General features: G+C 74.3%; 11 protein-coding genes. 8 read left to right on the forward strand and 3 right to left on the reverse strand.

The features are described 5' to 3' along the window. The first annotated feature begins 169 nt into the window (after positions 1–169). On the forward strand, positions 170–1,645 hold the full coding sequence (locus WMF28_RS17810) for a hypothetical protein (protein ID WP_437604276.1): 1,476 nt from the start codon (positions 170–172) through the stop codon (positions 1,643–1,645). A gap of 15 nt (positions 1,646–1,660) precedes the next feature. Here the strand turns inward: WMF28_RS17810 and WMF28_RS17815 are convergent, their stop codons facing one another. Continuing rightward, entirely contained in the window at positions 1,661–2,539 is an 879-nt protein-coding gene (locus tag WMF28_RS17815) for a hypothetical protein (RefSeq protein ID WP_437603435.1), read from the reverse strand. Between the two features lie 325 nt (positions 2,540–2,864). Between WMF28_RS17815 and WMF28_RS17820 the strand changes: the two genes are divergently transcribed. From WMF28_RS17820 to WMF28_RS17830, 3 genes are all read left to right on the forward strand, one after another. Further along, complete coding sequence (locus WMF28_RS17820) at positions 2,865–4,295, forward strand: TolC family protein (protein ID WP_437603436.1); 1,431 nt, start codon at positions 2,865–2,867, stop codon at positions 4,293–4,295. Positions 4,296–4,429: 134 nt separating this feature from the next. Beyond that, the gene (locus WMF28_RS17825) at positions 4,430–6,019 is read left to right on the forward strand and encodes a 3,4-dehydroadipyl-CoA semialdehyde dehydrogenase (RefSeq protein ID WP_437603437.1); all 1,590 of its coding nucleotides are present in this window, start codon (positions 4,430–4,432) and stop codon (positions 6,017–6,019) included. A 63-nt stretch (positions 6,020–6,082) separates the two neighbouring features. After that, entirely contained in the window at positions 6,083–7,639 is a 1,557-nt protein-coding gene (locus WMF28_RS17830; protein ID WP_437603438.1) for a protein kinase domain-containing protein, read from the forward strand. A 28-nt stretch (positions 7,640–7,667) separates the two neighbouring features. On the opposite strand, the gene WMF28_RS17835 is transcribed toward WMF28_RS17830, so the two are convergent. Further along, positions 7,668–10,373, reverse strand: a complete 2,706-nt coding sequence (locus tag WMF28_RS17835) for a dynamin family protein (RefSeq protein WP_437603439.1) — start codon at positions 10,371–10,373, stop codon at positions 7,668–7,670. A gap of 163 nt (positions 10,374–10,536) precedes the next feature. Between WMF28_RS17835 and WMF28_RS17840 the strand changes: the two genes are divergently transcribed. Next, positions 10,537–15,711: a pentapeptide repeat-containing protein gene (locus WMF28_RS17840; RefSeq protein WP_437603440.1), complete on the forward strand. Its 5,175-nt coding sequence runs from the start codon at positions 10,537–10,539 to the stop codon at positions 15,709–15,711. A gap of 406 nt (positions 15,712–16,117) precedes the next feature. After that, complete coding sequence (locus WMF28_RS17845) at positions 16,118–16,858, forward strand: hypothetical protein (RefSeq protein WP_437603441.1); 741 nt, start codon at positions 16,118–16,120, stop codon at positions 16,856–16,858. 276 nt (positions 16,859–17,134) lie between these two features. Here the strand turns inward: WMF28_RS17845 and WMF28_RS17850 are convergent, their stop codons facing one another. Continuing rightward, positions 17,135–18,910 carry a hypothetical protein gene (locus WMF28_RS17850; protein ID WP_437603442.1) on the reverse strand — a complete coding sequence of 592 codons (1,776 nt, stop codon included), beginning with the start codon at positions 18,908–18,910 and terminating at the stop codon, positions 17,135–17,137. 117 nt (positions 18,911–19,027) lie between these two features. Between WMF28_RS17850 and WMF28_RS17855 the strand changes: the two genes are divergently transcribed. Further along, positions 19,028–19,477: a hypothetical protein gene (locus WMF28_RS17855; RefSeq protein WP_437603443.1), complete on the forward strand. Its 450-nt coding sequence runs from the start codon at positions 19,028–19,030 to the stop codon at positions 19,475–19,477. A gap of 10 nt (positions 19,478–19,487) precedes the next feature. After that, the gene (locus WMF28_RS17860) at positions 19,488–20,489 is read left to right on the forward strand and encodes a hypothetical protein (protein ID WP_437603444.1); all 1,002 of its coding nucleotides are present in this window, start codon (positions 19,488–19,490) and stop codon (positions 20,487–20,489) included. Positions 20,490–21,004: the final 515 nt, after the last annotated feature.

Below are 21,004 nucleotides of genomic sequence, written 5' to 3' on the forward strand. Positions count from 1 at the left end.
GGGCCGCTCTATGATGTCGCTCAGGTTGCGAGCCGGGGCGCCCTGGAGCCGGGCCCGGCCAATGCAGGTCGGGCTCGCTTCCGCGGTCCCTTCCGTGCGGGCCAGTGCTATCACCTCGCCGCGGGCGCGACGAGATGCTGTTGGACCGGAGCAGCGCGAGGTGACCGAGATGACCGCGGCGCGCCGTGCCGCCCGCCGCCCCGCTGCGGCGCTCGCCGCGGTGGCCCTCGTTCTCGGCCCGCCGCAGGCCGCGCCGGCCCAGCCGCTCCGGGACAACGCCTACACCATCGACCTCTTCCAGGGGCCGATCCTGGCGCCGCTGCGTGTGACCGGGATCGCCGGCGCTTACGCCGGTTACGCCGAGGGGATCGCCGGTATGGTGGCCAACGCCGCCGCGCCCGCGGTCCGCGAGCCCTTCAGCGTGAAATGGCTCGAGGCCGACGTCGCCGCGTCGATCTCGATACCCATCGAGCTCTTCGAGAACAACGACTTCGATAACAGCGGCGACATCGACCTCGACTACTCGAACTTCGTGTACCTGACCCTCGGCGGCCAGCTCCAGGCGGGCGATTTCGGCGTCGGGGTCAACGCCGAGCTGCAGCGGTACTCGCTGAGCGACGCCGACGGGGTCGAGACCACGGTCGTGACCGGCAAGTACCATTTCCTCGGCGGAGTCCGCCTGCTCGGCGACACGCTCGTGCTGGGCGCCGGCGCCCGCGCGGTGACGCTCAGCCTCGGCGCGGAGCAGAGCGACCTGACGATCGCGGGGATCTCCCCGGAGCTCGGGATGCTCCTCCGCCCCGACTGGGCGTCCTACCGGCTCGGCGCCACGTTTCGCTTTCCGGTGAACGCGGGCCGGCTGCTCGGCGAGGACGTGGTCGTGGACGGGCAGGTCTGGCGCGCCGGCGGGCTGATCCTGCCGGACGAGGTCGTCCTCCCGTGGGAGCTCGAGATCGGGCTCGCCGTGCAGGTCGGGCCGCGCCCGCTCAACCCGGCGTGGATCGACCCGCGCGCTCAGGAGCGGGAGCTCCGCGACGCGATCGCGCGCAGGCGAGCCGCGCGGGAGGCGCGGCGGGAGCGCCAGCTCGGCGCGATCGTGGAGCCGGAGGAGCGCGCCCGGCGGGAGCGGATCTTCGCGCTGGAGCGCGCGCGCGAGCGCGAAGCCGACGAGCGCGAGCTCGCCGCGGGGCCGGACGTCCTCCAGAGGGAGCGGCGCGCCCGCTACTGGAACTGGCCGCGCGAGCACCTGCTCATCACCGCGGAGCTCCTCGTCACGGGCGCGGTGTCGAACGGGGTGAGCCTCGAGCATTTTCTGGCGCAGCACCAGCCGGAGAGGGAGAACGACGCCTCGGTGGTGGGCACCTCGGGCGCGCACGTGAGCTTCTCGCCGCGGTTCGGGATCGAGACGGAGCCGATCCCGGGCCGCGTGCACACGCGGTTCGGGAGCTACTACGAGCCGAACCGCTACGGCCGCCTGGGGAGCGGGCGCCTGGGACGGCAGCACTTCACCTTCGGCGCGGACATCCGCGTGCTGTCGACGACCCTCTGGGGGCTGCTCCCCGAGGTCGCCTACACGCTGCAGGCGTCCATGGACTTCGCGCCCCGCTACGACAGCGTGAGCGCCGGCATCGGCGTCTGGCACTGAGCGCCGCGCGGCGGCTCACGCCGAGAGCGCGCGCTGGCGGTGCTCCGCGAGGAGCACGCGGAGGTGGCTCATCCGGGCGGGGTCGCGCTTGCCGAACTCGTCGAGCGCCGCGGCGACCGCGACCGGAGCGCCGCCGCGGGGCTCCTTCCGGAGCGCCCGCGCCGCCAGCGCGAGCGCGCGCGGGCGCAGCACCTCGTCGATGCAGAGCCGCACGGGCGGAGGCCGCCACGCGGCGTCGCGGTACCCCCCCGGCCGCGCGGGCTCCAAGACGGACGCGAGGCCGTCCGCCTTGGCCTGCATGGCGGAGAGGAGCTCGCGCTCGATCGCGCTGCCCTCCTCGCGATCGCCGGAGCGCTCGATGGTGAAGATCGCGTGGGGCGCGCCGCGCCGCGCGCCGCGGAGCCAGTCCTTGCGCCAGCGCACCGCCGTGGCCCGGCTGATGGTCGCCTCGCCGCGCGCGACGAGGCCCGTGAAGGCGCTGAGCATCAGCACCTCGAACGGCGAGAACGCATCGCGGCCCTGCGCGCCGGCGATGCGCGAGAGGTTCGCGGCGACGGCCGGGAGCCCCGCGTCGATGGCGTCCGCCGAGCAGAAGAGCGTCGAGCCCGCGCTCGTGGGGCGGAACTCCGTCAGGCTCACGCCCTCGCCGGCGCCGTACCATCCGAAGAGCGTGCTCACGGTGCCCCGGCGGGCGCCGTCGGCGGAGCAGTACGACCACGTGGTGCCCCAGAGCTCGAACAGCGAGCGCACGATCCACCGCGAGAGCTTCATGCCGACCGCCAGGATCGCGACGAACAGCGTCGCGGAGACGAGGGAGCTGTCCGCGGACTCGGCGAGGCCGGTCAGGAGCAGCAGGTAGAGCGCCGTGTACGCAAGCAGCAGGCCGCTCGTCATCGCGCTCAGGAACAGCTCGATCCTCGGCGAGGCGCCGTGCTGTCTGGACCGTCGCCACACGGCGCGGCGCGGAGGCTCGCCGCAGCGGGCGCAGGGATCCGCGGCGCCGCATCGCCGCCTCTTTCCGCAGCCGAGGCAGATGTCATTCGGGGGCAACCGGCTTGGCATCGGTGATCCAGAATAGTGGCGCATCCGTGTTCCGTCGCCATCACTTGGCCTGCCCCCTGGCCCTCACCTACGGTTTCGCACACGCGCGCAGGCCCGGACAGTGCCCCCGTCCGCTTCGGGCTTGTCGTCGCGCGATGGACAGCGCATCGAGTCGCGCATGCCCCGTCGCCGGCTCCGCATGGTCGCTGTCCGCACCCTCGCCTTCCTCGCCCTTCATCAAGGCGTCGCCCTCGCGCAGCCGGCGCCTCCCCCGGGGCGGCCGGGCCAGCAGGCCCCGGCGGCGGCGGCCCCCGCGGCGGCGCCGGCGCTGCGGCGCATCGAGGTGAACGACCCGGCGCTCGCGCCCGTCCCGCCGCCGGCGCGCACGCTCACGAGCTGGAACGAGGCGCGCGCGATCATCGACCAGCGCTCTGTCGATCTCGTCGTCGCCGTGCAGGAGGTCGCCCGCGCCGAGGGCATCGCGCGGCGGGCGCTCGCCGCGGCGCTGCCGAGCCTCGACGCGACGGGCAACCTGACCCACCACCTCGCGGGCGACGAGACGATCGTTGGCGCACCGGCGGGCCTGACGCCCCAGGGGACCAGCGCCTCGGCGTCGCTGAGGCTCAGCCAGCCGATCCTCGCCCCGCGCGCGTGGTACGGCATCGGCACCGCCAACCTGTCGGTCGAGGTCGCCAAGCTGAGCCTGGAGGATCGCCGCCGCGTCACGATCGGCGCGGTCGCGGACGCCGTCGTCTCGATCGTCACGGCCGAGCGGGTCAGCGAGGTCAACCGCGTCGGGCTGCGCAGCGCGCTCGAGCTGCTCGAGCTCACGCGGCGCCGGGAGCGCCTCGGCACCGGCACCAAGCTCGACGTGGTCCGCGCCGAGCAGGACGTCGCGCTCGCCCGCGCGACGCTCGTCACCGGCGACGAGTCGCTGCGCAGGTCGCGCGAGGCGCTCGGGGTCGTGCTGGGCGAGCGCGGCGAGGTCGGCGTCCCGCAGACCTTCTCGCTCAACGGGATCGCGGCGGAGATGCAGGCGCAGTGCGCCCAGGGGCGCTCGGATCAGCGCGCCGATGTCCGCGCGGCCCGGGCCGAGCTGGAGATCGCCGAGCGCAACCTCACCGACGCGAAGCTCGCGTTCGCCCCGTACGCCGAGCTGTCGAGCACGCTGCAGACCCAGACCCAGTCCGGGAACGATCTGGGCATCCGCCGGCGGTCGTGGGACTGGTCCATCAGCGCCGTGCTCACCATCCCCATCTGGGACGGCGGCGCGCGCTACGGCGATCTCCGGGTGAACCGGGCGCTCGTCGAGCAGCAGCGGGCGCGCATCGGCCTGGCGGAGCGCGCGGCCGAGCTCGATTCGACGCAGGCGGTCCGGAGCGTCGCCGTCGCCGAGCAGGCGCGCGCGGTCGCCGAGCAGTCGCGCGACCTCGCGCGCGAGACCGCGCGCCTCACGCAGGTCGCGTTCGAGGCCGGCACTGTGACGAGCTTCGATCTCGTCGAGTCCGGCCGCAGGCAGCGCCAGGCCGAGATCGACCTGGCGGTGCGGGAGTTCGAGGTGGTGAAGGCGAAGATCTCGGCGCTGCTCGCGTCCGCCTCCTGCAAGTAACCTCGCGCAGGGAACGAAGCGACGCGAGGGCCCGCGCGACGCGGCCGAGCGCGTGCTCCGCGCGACCGGCGAGGCGGCGATCCGTCCCGCGTGGGGGTTGTGCCGAGCGACCGCGCGAGTAGGCTACGCGCCCCATGGAGCGGCTCGAGAGCTACGTCGAAGGGCAGTGGATCGCCGGTCAGGGAGCGCCGCACGCGCTCGTCAACCCCGCGACCGAGGAGCCGCTCGCCGAGACGAGCACGGATGGGCTCGACCTCGCGGCCGCGGTGGCGTTCGCGCGCGCGCAGGGCGGGCCTTCCCTCCGCGCGCTCACGTTCGCGGAGCGCGGCGAGCTGCTCCGCGCCATGTCGCGCGCCGCGCACGCGCACCGCGACGCGCTCATCGACGTGGCCATCCAGAACGGCGGCAACACCCGCGGCGACGCCAAGTTCGACGTCGACGGCGCGATCGGGACGCTCGCCTACTACGCCGACCTCGGCGCCCAGCTCGGCGACGCGCGGCTGCTCGCGGACGGCGAGGGCGTGCAGCTCGGGCGCTCGCCGCGGTTCTTCGGCCAGCACATCCTCGTCCCGCGCCCCGGCGTCGCCGTGCACATCAACGCCTTCAACTTCCCCGCGTGGGGGCTCGCGGAGAAGGCCGCCTGCGCGCTCCTCGCGGGCATGCCCGTCCTCACGAAGCCCGCGACGAGCACGGCGCTCGTCGCCTTCCGGCTGATGAAGATCTTCACCGAGCGCGCCCCGCTCCCGCGCGGCGCGCTCTCCTTCGTCGCCGGCCCGCCGGGCGACCTCCTCGCGCACCTCGGCGGCGAGGACGTCCTCGCGTTCACCGGATCGAGCGCCACCGGCGCGGCGCTCCGGCTCCTGCCGGGCCTCGCGCGGGAGAGCGTCCGCGTGAACGTGGAGGCCGACAGCCTGAACGGCGCGGTCCTCGGCCCCGACGCCGCCCCCGGCTCCGAGACGTACGCGATGTTCCTCCGCGACGTCGCGCGCGACATGACCCAGAAGGCCGGCCAGAAGTGCACGGCGATCCGGCGCATCTTCGCGCCCGCGGCCGTCGTCGACGCGGTGCGCGACGACCTCGTCGACCGCCTCCGCGACGCGCGGGTCGGCGATCCCGCGCAGGACGGCGTCACCGTCGGTCCGCTCACCACGGCCGAGCAGCTCCGCGGCGTGCGCGCGGGCATCGAGCGCCTCGCGGCGGGGGCGTCGGTGGCGCTCGGCGGGACCGGGCCGTTCGAGAAGATCGGCGTTCCCGACGGAAAGGGGTACTTCGTGCCGCCGACGCTGCTCGTCGCGCGCGGCCCCGACGGCGCGCCCGCGGCGCACGAGCACGAGGTCTTCGGCCCGGTCGCGACGCTCTTTCCTTACGACGGCGGCGCGGCGCACGCCGTCGCCCTGCTGCGCCGGGGCCGCGGGAGCCTCGTCTGCGCCGTCTACAGCGACGACCGCGCCTTCGCGGCGGAGGTGCTGCTCGGCGTCGCGCCGTACCACGGCCGCGTCCTGCTCGGCAGCGAGAAGGTCGCCGATCAGGCGCCCGGCCCCGGCACCGTGCTCCCCCAGACGATCCACGGCGGCCCGGGCCGCGCGGGCGGCGGCGAGGAGCTCGGCGGTCTGCGCGGGCTCCACCTCTACTCGCAGCGCACGGCGGTGCAGGGATCGCGGCCGATCCTCGAGGCGATCCTCGGGACGAAGGGCGACCCCCGGCCCGCGCCGGCGAGGCCGTAATCGCGAACGCCTGGGGTAGCCCTTCTAGAAGGACGCAGAGGACTCTATGGTGCAGTCTCGCTCATGAGCGCGGGCCCGGAACTCATCGGCCGAACCATCGCGGGGCGCTTCCGCGTCACGGGCTTCATCGGCGAGGGCGCGATGGCGGCGGTCTACCGCGGCGTGCAGGACGGCGAGCCGCGCGACGTCGCCATCAAGATCATGCACCCGCAGCTCCTCGGCGACGAGACCTTCATGACCCGCTTCTACCGGGAAGCGAAGGCAGCCTCGCGCCTCCGCCACCCGAACACGGTGCAGATCCTCGACTCGGGGGTGGAAGGCCACCTGCCGTACATCGTGATGGAGCTCGTCTCGGGGCAGGATCTGTTCGAGGTCCTGCTCGCCGAGCGCCGCCTCTCCGAGGCCCGCGCCGTGCGGATCCTGATCGGCATCGCCGACGCCCTCGCCGCCGCGCACGCGCGGGCCATCGTGCACCGCGACCTCAAGCCCGAGAACGTGATGATCCTGCGGGATCCGGCGGATCCGTCGGTCGAGCGCGTGAAGGTGCTCGACTTCGGGATCGCGAAGATGGTCGAGGGCGGCGCCCGGGCCGGCGACGACGGGCCGAACAGCGCGCCGATCAGCGTCTGGGGCTCGGTCACGACGGTCGGTATGGTCGTCGGCACGCCGGCGTACATGTCCCCGGAGCAGTGCCGCGGCGACCCCGTCGACGGGCGCAGCGACGTGTACGCGTGCGGGATCCTCCTGTTCCTGCTCGTCACCGGCCGGCTCCCCTTCCCGCCCACGTCCCTCGTCTGGGAGGTGGCCATGGATCACCTCCGGAAGCAGCCGCCCGCGCCGAGCCTGTTCCTGCCGCAGATCCACCCCGCGCTGGAGGCGATCATCCTCACCGCGCTCGCGAAGTGGCCGAGCCAGCGCCAGCAGGGCGCGCGCGAGCTGCGCGAGGAGCTCGAGCGGCTCCTGCCCCACCTGTCGGACGCGCTGCTCCCCGCCGCCCAGACGAGCGCGCTCGCGGACGCACCGACCGTCGAGTCGGCGATGCCGGTGTCGATCCGGAGCACGATGACGGCCGCGCCGCCGCTGCGCGAGATCGATCTGCCGCCGCCGGCGCAGCGGGGCGAGGTGCTGGCGAAGGCCATGTTCCGCGAGGGCGCGCTCACGGAGGGGCCGGCGTCGAGCGCGATCTCGTCGCGCGCCGCGACGCTGCCGGGCGGCGCCCTCCGGCACGACCCGCCCGCCGGGCCGACGCCCGAGGACCTCTCGCGCACGCTCCCGCAGGCGCGGCGGATCGGCACCCCGTCGAGCGATCCGCCGGCGAGCGACGTCGTGATCCACGATCGCAAGGACTTCGCTCCGCTCTTCTCCCCGTCGGGCGCCCGCGCGCCGTCCCCCCGGCCGGAGGCGCCGCGCGGCCCCGGGGCGCCCGTCGCCGCCGCGCCGCCGCCGTACCCTGCGCGGCCCGCGGCCGAGCACGTCATCGAGGTCACGCCGCTCGTGGCCCGGCGGGATCGCCGGCCGCCCCCGCGCCCGACCGACCTGTGGCTGGTCCGGCTCGCGGTGCCGCTGGCGCTCGTGATCGGGCTGGCGCTCGGGGTGCTCGCGTTCTTCCTGAGCCGCTGACGCGGCGCTCCCTCGAGCCCGGCCGCGCTCAGGCGCGCGAGGCGTGGACCGGCGGCTCGCGCGCCTCGAAGGCGGCGCGGAGCGCCTGCGCGCGCAGCTCGACCGCCGCCGAGGCCGGCGGCGGCACGGGCGCCTCCGCCTCGGCCGACAGCGCCATCGCGAAGGCGTCGATCGCGGCCTCGACAACGCCCTCGATCGAGCGCGCCGCGAGCTCATCGGGGGCGTCGTGCACCGCCACCATGCCCATCAGGACCGCGCGCACGTGGGCCGCCGCCCGCGGCGACGGCGCGGCGCCCGCATCCTCCACGCCGACCTCGTTGTCATCGTCGACGCCGCGCGCGCGGCGCGCCCCCGGCTCCGCGCCCGCGTGGGCCGCCCGCGCGATCTCGGCCGACAGCGGCCAGCTCAGCCGCGTCACGAGCCGCTCCTGCACGTAAGCGCGGACGCTGGCGTCCGTGCGCTTGCGCTCCTCGGGCAGCGCCGCGATCGGGCGCAGGTCGGCCGCGAGCTCCCGGCGCGCGGGCTCGAGCGCCTTGTCGATCGCCGCGGCGATCGTCCGCCGCTCGCGGCGCAGGTAGGCCGCGCTCGCGCGGAGCCGGTCGGCCTCGGCGCGCGCCCTTCGCCCGGCCTCGCGGTCCTCCGCGGCGCGGGCCGAGGCCGCCTGCGCGAGCTCGGCCGCGATGCGGCCCGCCTTGCGCCGGAGCGCGCGCTCGCGCAGCGCGTCGCTCGCGTCGACGATCTGCTCGGCGAAGAGCGCCTCGACCTCGGCCCACCCCGAGGCCGCGAGCGCCGCCTCGTCGCCGAGCCGCCCCTTCAGCGAGAGCCGCGCCGAGAACGCGATCGGCGGCGTGAGCGAGGTGATGGCGCTCGCCGCCAGGCTGTCGCGCACGTGCGCGAGCACCGTCTCCAGGGCGTCGGGCTTGAGCCGATCGGCCTTGTTCGCCAGGATCTGCACCGGCACGCCGAGCGCGCTGATCTCGGAGAGCACCCGCCGCTCCGACTCCTTCATCGCCTGGGGCGCGTCGAGCAGCCAGATGACGACGTGGGCCTCGTCGAACGCCCGCCGCGCCTCCGCGATGTGGTCCGGGTCCGGCGCGTTGAAGCCGGGCGTGTCGAGGATCTCGACGCGCTTGAGCCGCTCGATCGGCGCGTAGATGAAGACCCGCGCGACCTTCGCGCCGGAGGCGCCGAGCGCGCGCAGCGTGTCCTTCACCGCCGCGTGCGGCACGACGCGGTCCTGGCCGCCGCGCACGACGATGCGCGCGAACGGATCGGGCGCCCAGGCGACCCAGTGGAGCGTCGCGGTCGTCGGCAGGACGCCGGTCGGCGCCACGTCCTCGCCGAGCAGCGCGTTCAGGAACGTGCTCTTGCCGGCGTTGAACTCGCCGAGCACGGCGGCGCGGAGCGGGCGCTCGCGCTCCACCGCGAGGGCCTCGGTCGCCGCGAGCAGGTCGAGCCGATCGAGGCGCTTGGCCGTGCGCGCGAGCTCGCGCAGCACGTCGCCCCACGCCGCGGCGGCGGCGCGGGACCCGGCCGCGCCCTCCGCGGGGGAGAGCCACGCGCGCACGATCGCGCGGCGCATGTCGTCGGCCCACGCCGCGCCCTCGCCGGTCACCGCGTCGAGCGCGTCGAGCGCCTCGCCCCCCTGCCCCTCGGACGCCATGGCCGCGGCGTCGCGCAGCCGGACGAGGTCGGGCGGGAGCGGCGGCGCCGTCGCGCCGCGCAGGTCCACGCCCGCCGCCCGCGCCGCGAGCGCGTCGAGCGCGCCGAGGTCGCGGGTCTCGACGGCCATGCGGAGCAGCGCCGCCGCGGCCGTGCGATCGCCGGCGGAGAGCCCGCGCGCGAGCGCTCGCCGCGCGTCGTCGCGCCGCCCCTCGGCGAAGGCGAACGCGGCGGCCCAGGTCGGCTCGTCGAGCGCGCCCGCGGCGCGGACGACGCGGCGCACGCGGTCGACGACGAGCACGTCGCGGGAGGCGGCGACGAGCGAGGCGCAGAGCTCCGCCGCGCCGGGGACATCGAGCACGAGCGCCCGCAGCCCGAGGTCGAGCGCCCGCGCCACCTCGGCGGGCGACGGCGCGGCCGCGGGGGCGCCCGGCGCGGCGCCCGCCTCGGCCAGCGTGAGCCGGGCCAGCACGAGGGCGGCGCGCCCCTCGATCGCGGTGGGCTCGCCCAGGATCTCCGCGGCCGCGCGCGCGCCATCGAGGTCACCGTGCGCGAGCGCGCACTCGGCGCGGCGGAGGGCGGCGTCGCGGTCGGGCACGGTGGAGAGCGGCGCCGGGATGCGGTCGAGCCAGCGCTGCGCGCGGGCCGGATCGCCGGCGGCGAGGTCGAGGTCGCAGAGGTCGAGCAGCGCGAGCCGCGCCGCGTCGCGCTCCTCGGGCGCCGTGGTGGCCCGCTCGAGCGCGTCGCGCGCGCCGTCCCAGCCGACGCGCCGCCCTGCGCGCCCGAGGCGGAGCCACACGTCGGCGCGCCAGGGCACGCGCTTCGCGAGGTCGGTGAGCGCGGTGACGACCTCCTTGTCGAGCCACGCGTCCTCCGCGGCGTCGGCCCAGAGCGCGAGCCCGACGGCCGAGTCGGGCAGGACGGAGAGGATGCTGCGGGCGTGCTCGCGGGCCTCGAGCGGCATCCCCTTCGCGAGCGCGGCCTCGGCGGCGCTGCGCTCGTTCTCGAGGCCGAGGGCGAGGATCTCGACCCGCCCGAAGAATCGGTTCAGCGCCTCGACGAGCCTCGCCATGGGCGGGATGAGAGCCTTGCGGGAGGGCGCTCGTCCAAGAAAATCGGCCAGGTCGCGGCCCGGGCGGGGGCGTTCGGGGTGCGGCTCGGGTCGCCCGTCGTGCCGGGCGGGACGAGGCCTCGCCCGCGCGAAGGCGCGCGCGCTTGTTTGTTAGAGTGGCCCGGTGCCGCAGGGCCTCCCCACAGGGCGCGTCGAAGCGCTTGTCGTGACCGCGCTGCAGGACGAGCTCGAGGCGGTGCTCGCGCTCGGCGAGGGCGGCCGGGACGGCTGGCGCGAGGCGCGGGATGCGGCCGGCTTTCCGTACTACGTCCGCGAGCTCCCGAACGACCGCGGCCAGCCGCTCCGCGTCGCCGCGGCGTGGTCGGGGCGGATGGGCGAGAGCGCGGCGGCGGCGAGGGCGCAGGGGCTCATCGAGGAGCTCGATCCGGGGTGCCTCGCGATGTGCGGCATCTGCGCCGGCAAGCGCGGCGAGGTGTCGCTCGGCGACGTCATCGTCGCGGATCGGGTCTACAGCTACGACGAGGGCAAGCGCGTCGCCGCGTCCGCCGGGGGCGGCGACGGCGCGTTCTTCCACGACATCGAGACGTACAACCTCGAGCGGACGTGGAACATGGACGCCGCGCTCTTCGCGCGCGAGTTCGAGCGGCAGGCGCCGCTCGCGGCAGAGCGCCCGCCGTCGAAGGCGTCGCAGGCGTGGTGGCTCCGGCACGCGCTCTACGCGAGCCAGGTCGAGGGGGGGCCGCCGCCTGTCGCGCGGCCGGAACGCGCGCAGCGATGCCCGGGCTGGGCCGAGCGCATCGGCGAGCTGGAGGCGGAGGGCGTGCTCCGCATCGGCGACGGCGGCCTCGAGCTCACGGAGGCGGGCATGGCGCAGGTCCGCCGGGATCGCCTGATCTACCCGGACGGCCCGCCAGAGGCCCGGCCGTTCCGCGTGCACATCGGCCCGATCGCCACCGGCAAGGCGGTGCAGGAGGACGCCGGGCTGTTCGAGCGGCTGAGGCCGATCGGGCGGAAGGTGCTCGGCGTCGAGATGGAGGCCGCCGCGATCGGCTACGTCGCGGAGCGCCTCGGGCGGCGGTCGATCATCGCGAAGGCGGTCTCGGATCACGGCGATCGCGACAAGGACGACAGCTTCCGCGCGTTCGCGTGCCGCGCGTCGGCGGAGTTCCTCTTCGCCTTCCTGCGGCGCTACCAGGAGCCGGCGCGCGGCGAGCACGCCGGGCGAGGCCGGAGGCTGCGCCGCTTCCCGGCGCGCGCGGCGGGCGGCCAGGCGAATCCGCACGGCGACGACATCCTCTTGCCGGGCGAGGGGCGCAGCGACGACTTCCTCTCGCGCGTCGAGCGCGTGTGCAGGCTGCGCGAGCCCGAGGGCGTGGACATCGAGTGGTTCGACGCGCCCCTCCCCTTCGGCTGCTACCTGCGCGTCTCGGTCAACGAGGGCGGCATCGTCCGGATCGCGCCGCTCGCGGCGCTCGAGAGCGGCATCTCGACCGAGGCGGTCTCCGCGTTCCTGGAGAGCATCGACGCCTCGTACCGGCGCGAGGATCCCGGCCTCGTGTCCACGCTTGTCTACGGCGGTGAGCCCGCGCCGGAGGAGCTCGTCCGTTACGCGAGCGCGCGGCGCGTGCGCCTCGTGCGGTTCCTGGAGTACCAGGGGCTCATCGACTTCCGCGGCTACCTGGCGTGGCAGAGCGCGCGGCTCGAGCGGGACCCCACCTATCCGCCGGCGCTCTACGTCGATCAGCGCATCGCGCTCACGATGGGCCAGGAGGAGGCGCTGCGCGAGCGCGCGCTCGACGCGTTCGCCGAGCTGCTCGACGCGGAGCACAGCCGGTTCGTGCTGGTGCTCGGCGACTTCGGCACGGGCAAGACGTTCCTCTTGCACGAGCTCGCGCGGCGGATGGGCAAGTCGGGCGGCCCGCTGACGCCGGTGCTCATCGAGATGCGCGCGCTGGAGAAGGCGCGCGATCTGAACGCGCTCATCGCGCAGCACCTCGCGCTCGCGGGGCTCGGCAAGATCGATCTCCCCGCGTTCCGGCACATGCTCGCCGAGGGGCGGATCGCGCTCCTGTTCGACGGCTTCGACGAGCTCGCCTTCCGCGTGACGTACGATCGCGCGGTCGAGCACTTCGACACGCTGATCCAGGCGGCGCAGGGCAAGGCGGCGAAGGTGGTGGTCACGAGCCGGAGCCAGCACTTCATCTCGGAGCAGCAGGTGCGCTCGGCGCTCGCGGAGCGGGCCGCCTTGCTGCCCGGCTACCGGCTCGCGCGGCTCTTGCCGTTCACCGGGGCGCAGATCCGCAGGTTCCTCGTGAACCGGCTCGGCACCGAGGAGGTTGCCGACGAGCGCATGCGGCAGCTCGCGGACGTGAGGGACCTGCTCGGCCTGTCGGCGAACCCGCGGATGCTCGGGTTCATCGCCGAGATCGAGGAGGCGCAGCTCCGGCAGGCGCGGGCGGGCGACGGGGAGATCACGTCGGCGGGGCTGTACCGGCTGCTCCTGGATCGGTGGATCGTCTGGGAGTACGAGCGCGCGCACCCGAAGGGCGCGCAGCCGGGGCTGTCGGTGGCGCAGCGGTGGCGGGCGGTGACGGAGCTCGCGACGCGGCTGTGGCAGCGGACGGAGCAGAGCGTGAGCATCCGCGAGCTGCCGGCGGAGCTCATCGCGGCGCTGCAGGCGCTCGGGCGGCACGAGCTCGATCTGGACGTGACGAGGCACCAGATCGGCTCGGGGACGCTGCTCGTGTGGGACGACCAGGAGAACTTCCGGTTCATCCACCAGTCGGTGCTCGAGTGGCTCGTGGCGCGGGAGGCGGCCGAGGAGGTGCAGCGCGCCGGCGAGGCGGCGGCGCTCGCGCAGCGGGAGGTGAGCGACCTGATGGCCGACTTCTTCGGGGCGCTCGCGGGGCGCGAGGCGGCGGCGGCGTGGGCGCGGAGGGCGCTCGGCGGGGCGTTCGGGGCGGTGGCGGCGGGCAACGCGCTGCGGATCGACGGGCGGATGGGGCTCGGGGTGAGCGAGCGGATGAACCTCGCGGGGGCGGATCTGCGGGGGCAGGACCTCTCGGGGAAAGACCTCAGCGGGTGGGACTTGCGGGGGGCTGACCTGAGGGAGGCGAAGCTCGTGGGGGCCAACCTGAGCGGGGCGCGGATGGCGGGGGCGCAGCTCGACGGGGCGGACCTCTCGGGGGCGGCGCTCTGCGGGGCAGAGCTGACCGGGGCGACGGCGGTACGGGGGCGTTTCCTGGGCGCGGACCTGACGGGGGCGAAGCTCGCCTCGGTGAGGCTGCGCGGGGCGAAGCTCGTGGGCGCGCGGGGCGCGCATTTCGACGGGTGCGACACGTTCGGCGCGGCGATGCCGGCGACGGCGCGGTTCGAGCCGACCTGGGTGCAAGGCAGTCGATGCAACACCGTGGCGATCAGCCGCGATGGAACCCTGCTCGCATCCGGTCATGCTGGCTGGATCGTGCTGCGGGAGCTGGCGACCGGCACCGCGCTGCGCGTCCTGACAGGCCATTCCGATTGGATTACGAGCATCGCTTTCAGCCCTGACGGCGACACCCTCGCCTCGGGCTCGGACGATTGCACCATCCGGCTCTGGGACGTATCGACCGGCAACGTGCTCGGCGTGCTCAAGGGGCACTCGCGTCACGTGACCACCGTCGCGTTCAGCCCTGGCGGTGAGCTATTGGCCTCCGGCGCTCACGACGCCACGGTCCGGCTCTGGCAGGTGGCCACCTTCAGGCAGCTCAGCGTGCTCCAGGGTCATCTGGACGGGGTGACGTCGGTGACGTTCAGCCCCGACGGCGAGGTGCTGGCCTCCGGCGCTCACGATGCCACCGTCCGGCTCTGGACGCTCTCGACAGGCGATATGCTTCGCCTGTTGAGCGGTCACCGGGGTGGCGTGCTCAGCGTCGCCTTCAGCCCGGATGGCGAGATGCTGGCCTCCGGTTCCCTGGACTACGACATTGGCCTCTGGCAGGTGTCGACGGGCGAGGCGCTGCACATGCTGAAGGGCCATACGCGGCACGTGAGGAGCGTCGCCTTCAGCCCGGATGGCACGACGCTCGCTTCCGGTTCGGGCGACGGATCGGTGCGGCTGTGGCGCCAGCTCCGCGTCGCGTCGCACGTGCTCGAGGGCCATTCCGCCGGCGTGAGGAGCGTCGCGTTCAGCCCGGATGGCGCGACGCTCGCCTCGGGATCGAAAGACAGGACGGTGCGGCTGTGGCAGGTGTCGACCGGCGGCGCGCTGCGCGTGCTCGAGGGACAGTCGAGGGCAACCATGGCGATGGCCTTGAGCCGCGATGGCGCGACGCTCGCGCTCAGCTCCGACGATCTCGGCATTCATCTCTGGCGAATGTCGCCATGGAGCGCGCTGCCGCCGTTGATGGAGAGAAGCTGCCCCTCGGCGAGGCCCGCCTTCAGCCCTGACGGCGCAACGCTGGCTTTCGCCGCGTACGACCATACGGTCCAGCTCGCGGAGCTCGACGCAAGTCGCACGAAGCGCGTGCTGAAGGGGCACTCCAACGGCATCACCGATATCGCGTTCAGTCGTGACGGGCGAATGATCGCTTCAGGGGCGTTCGACAGGACGGTGCGGATCTGGCGCGCCGAGACGGCGGAGCCGCTTCGCGTGCTGGCGGGTCACGACGATGTTGTCAGGTGCGTGGCCTTCAGCCCGGATGGCGCGACGCTCGCCTCGGGATCGGTCGATCGAACCGTTCGACTCTGGAAGGTGGACGGCGAGGGAGCCGCGCGCGTGCTGGCGGGTCACGACGATGTTGTCAGGTGCGTGGCCTTCAGCCCGGATGGCGCGACGCTCGCCTCGGGCTCCGACGACTCGACCGTGCGGCTCTGTCCGCTCGTCGAGCGCGGTGTTCCGCGCTCGACGAGCGGCCATACCGGCCGGGTGAACGGTGTCGCCTTCAGCCCTGATGGGGCCGTGCTCGCCTCGGCGTCCGATGACCGGCGCGTCCACCTGTGGGAGGTGGCGACAGGCAACCTCGCGCACGTGCTGCAAGGGCACTCCGATTCGGTCTTGAGCGTGGCCTTCACCCCTGACGGCGGCACGCTCCTCTCCAGCTCCATCGACAGCACCGTCCGCTTCTGGGACGTGCGCACCGGCGCGTGCCTCGCCGTGCTCCTCAAGCTCCCCGAGGGCTGGGTTGCCTGCCGCCCCGACGGTCGCTACAAGCTCGGCGGCAACGTCGTCGGTGCCTTCTGGCACGCAGCCAGCCTCTGCCGTTTCGACCCGGGTGAGGTCGATGCGCTGTTTCCCGGCCTGCGCATCCCGGACGACGAGCCGCTGCTCCCGGTGCGGCCGGCGCTCGACCGGAGCTGAGCGCGGAGTTGTCGCGAGCTCGGCGCGATGGCGCCGATGCCGATCGAGGCGCGTACGTCTTCCGGAACCGCAATTCCCAGGGGCATCGATCGACCGGCTGGACCGCGAGCTCCGCCGTCGCATTCGCCGGACGCCAGCTTCCTCGCCGGAGGGTGCCGATTGTTGACCCCGACCTGGACAGGCGTGTAGACGGCGCCCGATGGGCTCGACCCGGACGGCCTGGCACGTGCTGCTCGTCGCGCTGCTCAGCGAGCGCGGCTCGCGTCGGTTCGAGGTGCGCAGCGAGGTGCCGCTCTCGACGGAGCCGCTCCGCGCAGACTACCTGCTGCTGCGCAGGGGCGCGGGGTCGAGCGGGTCGGCCGGCACGCTCAAGAGACTCTGGGACCTGCTCCCCAGGGACACGATCGTGGAGTTCAAGAGCAGCGGCCGGCCCTACCGCCGGCGCAACTTCGACCGGCTGTACAGCTACCTGCATCTGTACTTCGCCGACGAGACGGAACGGATGGAGCAGCGGAGCGATCTGTGCGGTGTGTTGCTCGTCCCGTCGCGCACCCGGTCGCTCGATGCGGATGTCGCGGACCTCGGCCTCGGATGGAGCGACCTCGGCGGCGGCTACTGGCAGCTCAGGGGCGGAGCCTTCGCGTTGTTCGTCGTCGACATCGACGCGGCGGCCGAGGCGGAGGACGACGATCTGCTACGCTTGTTCGGGCACGGCGAGGCCCGGACCGTCGAGGCCCGCCGGTGGCTTTCGCAGCAGCTTGGAGCCGAGGAGATCGCCATGGAAATGCACGATTTGGAAGGCTTCGACGAGGTGGTCCGGAAGCTCGTGGCCGCCCTCCCGCCCGAGCGGGTGCTGTCGGCGTACGCTCCCGAGCAGCGCATGGCGGGCCTGCCGCCCGAGCAGCGCATGGCGGGCCTGCCGCCCGAGCAGCGCATGGCGGGCTTGCCGCCCGAGCAGCGCATGGCGGGCTTGCCGCCCGAGCAGCGCATGGCGGGCTTGCCGCCCGAGCAGCGCATGGCGGGCCTGCCGCCCGAGCAGGTGTTGCTTGCGTTGCCGGATGAAGTGCTGCAGGCCCTGTCCGATTCCTACCTCGATACGCTCTCGGAGGAGACGCGCGCCGCCATCCGCGCGCGCATCGGACGGTAGCGGCTCGAGGTAGGAATCGGAGCCGGTGCCCGGGAACGGCCTACCCGCCGGCTCGGACGCGGCCCCCCAGGCCCGGCCACCGGTTGCCTGTCGCCTCGGAGACGTGTTTGTAAACCAGATTGCGTCTTCACCGGCGCTTCGAGGGCACTCCGGGTAGCTTCCCCGGCCACGTCCCTGGCTGCACACCGCCGGCCAACTCGCGACACGCCCGCCTGCCGCGTCGACCAGCCCCCGGCCATGGATCGTCTCGCCCGCCCGCCCCGCCCTCGCCGCCCCTCACCGGTACGGCCCGCCCCGCCGCTCCCCCCGCATCTCGCGCGCGAGCGCCAGCATGGGCCGCTGCACCTCCTGCGCCGCCGCCGGATCCGCGAGCGGCGCCGCCATCACCACGGAGATCTCCCCCGGCGCCACCGCGACCCCCGCCTCCGCGCCCGCGTCCGCGACGCGCCCGAGGCGCGCCGCCTGCTCCAGGATCGTCGCCGCGATCCGCTGCTCGGCCGCCTTCATGGTCCCGCCCGCGCCCGCGATCGGCGGATCCAGCCGCAACACGAGCCGCGTGCCCGTCGGCGCAGCCCCCTTGAACAGCGTCTCCAGCTCGAACCGCCCCCCCTCGAAGGTCCACGCCAGCCGCATCGACCCGACCCCGAGCGCCCCGGCATTCTCCTCCGCGAAGCGGCGCCACGCGGGCAACCACGCCGCCATCGCCGCCGGCGGCGGCAGCGCCGCGCCGGCCTTCGCGATCGCCCGTGCAAGCGCGTCGACCTGCGCCAGGAAGGCCTCCAGCCCCGGCCCGTCCGACGCCCCCGCGGCGCTCCACACCCGCGCCTCCGCGTCGTCCACGTCGGCCAGGTGGAACGCGCTCAGCGCTCCCCGCAGCGCGGGCGTGAGCGCCGCCAGTACCTGTGCCTCTTCCCGCCCCCGCACCCGGAAGCGCCGGTCGAATCCACCCTCCTCGAAGCCACCCTCCCCGGTCGCCATCCCGCCGAGATCCAGCACGCCTCGTGGCCGCACGCCAAGATGCAGCCCCCAGGGCTCCGCGAACCGCACCGTCGCGCTCAGGCCGGCGCTCGACTCCTTCTCGGCGGGCGCCACCTCCACGGCGCACCCCGCACGCACACCGCGGAGTCGCAGCCCCCGTCCCCCCAGGGAGAGCCCGACCCGCTGCCCCACGCTCGCCCAGACCGCGCGCCAACGATCCGCGCCGACCGGGGGCCGCTTGCCCTCGCGCCCGGTCCGCGGCTCGAGCCGGTCGATCACCACCGGCACGGAGTGCAGCACCCGGCCCCCTACGTGCTCGAGCGTCACCTCCAGCCGGTACTCCAGGGAAACTTCCGCGGCGCTGTAAGAAAACGCGAGCTCACGCGGCAGAGCGATGCGGAATGGCACCTCGGCCCCCTCGGCTACCCCCGCGAGATCTTTGAAAAATGAGAGCTGACGGCCCTCGCTGGAGAGGGTGTGCTGGCTCAGCTGGGCCCGCTCGACGGCGATCAGGGAGACATCGAGCGTGAAAGGGCGGCGCCCGCCGAGATCGCCGAAGGCGATGGCGCCGGCCAGGGGCTCGCCCGGGGCGAAGGTCCGGCGCGGCAGCGACACCTCGACGAAGGCGCCGTGCTCCCGGGAGCTTGCGCTGGTGAACGGCTCGTCTTTCGGCGCCGGAACGGTCGGACGCCCGACGAGGATCACCTCGCTCTCCTCGGCATTGAGCCACCACGGAATGGAGACAAGCACGCTGACCCGGCACCGGCAGCTCGCGAGAGAACCGGCGTGCGACGGCGGGAGATCCACCGGCAGCGCGAACGAGACCCGGTAGCGGTGAACCCCCTCGCCGAGCCGCCCCTTCCCGGCAACGTCCTCGCTGAGAAACAGCAGGTCGCGGGAGACGGGGAGCGTCTGGCTCCCCTGGCTCCCTACCTTCTGCGTGTGCTCCAGGGTCACGCGCACGAAGTCGATCGGCGTCTCCGTTGCGCTGTCGAGCGAGAGCCCGACATCGATCGTCTCGCCCGGGAACACGACCCTGGGCACCTGCAGCCGGATGAGAGGGCGGCTCCTCATGACCAACCTCCGAGCGTAACCGATCGCCATCCCGCGGAGGAGCCCTGCCGCTCAGCCGCTCGGTGGACGACAACGCCCCTGCCCTACCCACCCAGCAACGCCCCTCCGCCCCGCGCCATGTACGTCGCGAACAGCGCCGGCGCGAGCCGCTTCATCGCGCGCCGCGCCTCGATCCTCGCCTCCCCGGACCCGCGCGCCTCCCGCGACGAGGCGCCGCGCGCGCGAGAGCGCCTCTCCCTTCCCGGGCGACCACCGCCGCTCCAGAGCTCCCTCCGACGCGGCAGCGTCCCCGGAGCCCAGCTCGCCGAGCGCGATCTCCACGGGCAGCGGCGGGCGGCGGCAGCACGCCGGTCACGCCGCCGGCTCGTCCTCGATCTCGAGCTCGTCGCGCGCGACGTCGGGCAGGTCACGCACCGCCTCGTCGCGCGCCCTGTCCAGCGCGCCGTGGTTGCGCGGGGATCGCCGGCCGACGAGCGCCGTGCGTCGACGATCTCGACGCGGGCTGGATGCCCGGTCCGACCCGCCGGAGGGTGCCGATTGTTGACCCCGACCTGGACAGGCGTGTAGACGGCGCCCGATGGGCTCGACCCGGACGGCCTGGCACGTGCTGCTCGTCGCGCTGCTCAGCGAGCGCGGCTCGCGTCGGTTCGAGGTGCGCAGCGAGGTGCCGCTCTCGACGGAGCCGCTCCGCGCAGACTACCTGCTGCTGCGCAGGGGCGCGGGGTCGAGCGGGTCGGCCGGCACGCTCAAGAGACTCTGGGACCTGCTCCCCAGGGACACGATCGTGGAGTTCAAGAGCAGCGGCCGGCCCTACCGCCGGCGCAACTTCGACCGGCTGTACAGCTACCTGCATCTGTACTTCGCCGACGAGACGGAACGGATGGAGCAGCGGAGCGATCTGTGCGGTGTGTTGCTCGTCCCGTCGCGCACCCGGTCGCTCGATGCGGATGTCGCGGACCTCGGCCTCGGATGGAGCGACCTCGGCGGCGGCTACTGGCAGCTCAGGGGCGGAGCCTTCGCGTTGTTCGTCGTCGACATCGACGCGGCGGCCGAGGCGGAGGACGACGATCTGCTACGCTTGTTCGGGCACGGCGAGGCCCGGACCGTCGAGGCCCGCCGGTGGCTTTCGCAGCAGCTTGGAGCCGAGGAGATCGCCATGGAAATGCACGACTTGGAAGGCTTCGACGAGGTGGTCCGGAAGCTCGTGGCCGCCCTCCCGCCCGAGCGGGTGCTGTCGGCGTATGCTCCCGAGCAGCGCATGGCGGGCCTGCCGCCCGAGCAGCGCATGGCGGGCCTGCCCCCCGAGCAGCGCATGGCGGGCCTGCCGCCCGAGCAGCGCATGGCGGGCTTGCCGCCCGAGCAGCGCATGGCGGGCCTGCCGCCCGAGCAGCGCATGGCGGGCCTGCCGCCCGAGCAGCGCATGGCGGGCCTGCCGCCCGAGCAGCGCATGGCGGGCCTGCCCCCCGAGCAGGTGTTGCTTGCGTTGCCGGATGAAGTGCTCCAGGCCCTGTCCGATTCCTACCTCGATACGCTCTCGGAGGAGACGCGCGCCGCCATCCGCGCGCGCATCGGACGGTAGGGCGGCAGCTCCACCGCCCAAGCAGAGGCCGGAGAGGTCGTCTGTTGGGCTGGCGCCGTGGCGAGAGAAGCCTGGACTGACGTCGTGCTGAGTATCCGGCGCGCGGTCGAGGTGCTCCGAGGGCGCGCCGACTAGCTCCCCAGACCCTTCCGCGGGCGCACGCACACCCCGGGCCATGTCGCGACATACCCGCCTGCCTCGCCGACCAGCCGCCGGCCATGTGGCGACATACCCGCCTGCCTCGCCGACCAGCCGCCGGCCATGTGGCGACATACCCGCCTGCCTCGCCGACCAGCCGCCGGCCATGTGGCGACATACCCGCCTGCCTCGCCGACCAGCCGCCGGCCATGTGGCGACATACCCGCCTGCCTCGCCGACCAGCCGCCGGCCATGTGGCGACATACCCGCCTGCCTCGCCGACCAGCCGCCGGCCATGTGGCGACATACCCGCCTGCCTCGCCGACCAGCCGCCGGCCATGTCACAGGAGTCGATTGGCCAACCGACAGGAAATGCG

It is taken from the genome of Sorangium sp. So ce590, from assembly GCF_051521365.1.
Classification (GTDB): domain Bacteria; phylum Myxococcota_A; class Polyangia; order Polyangiales; family Polyangiaceae; genus Sorangium.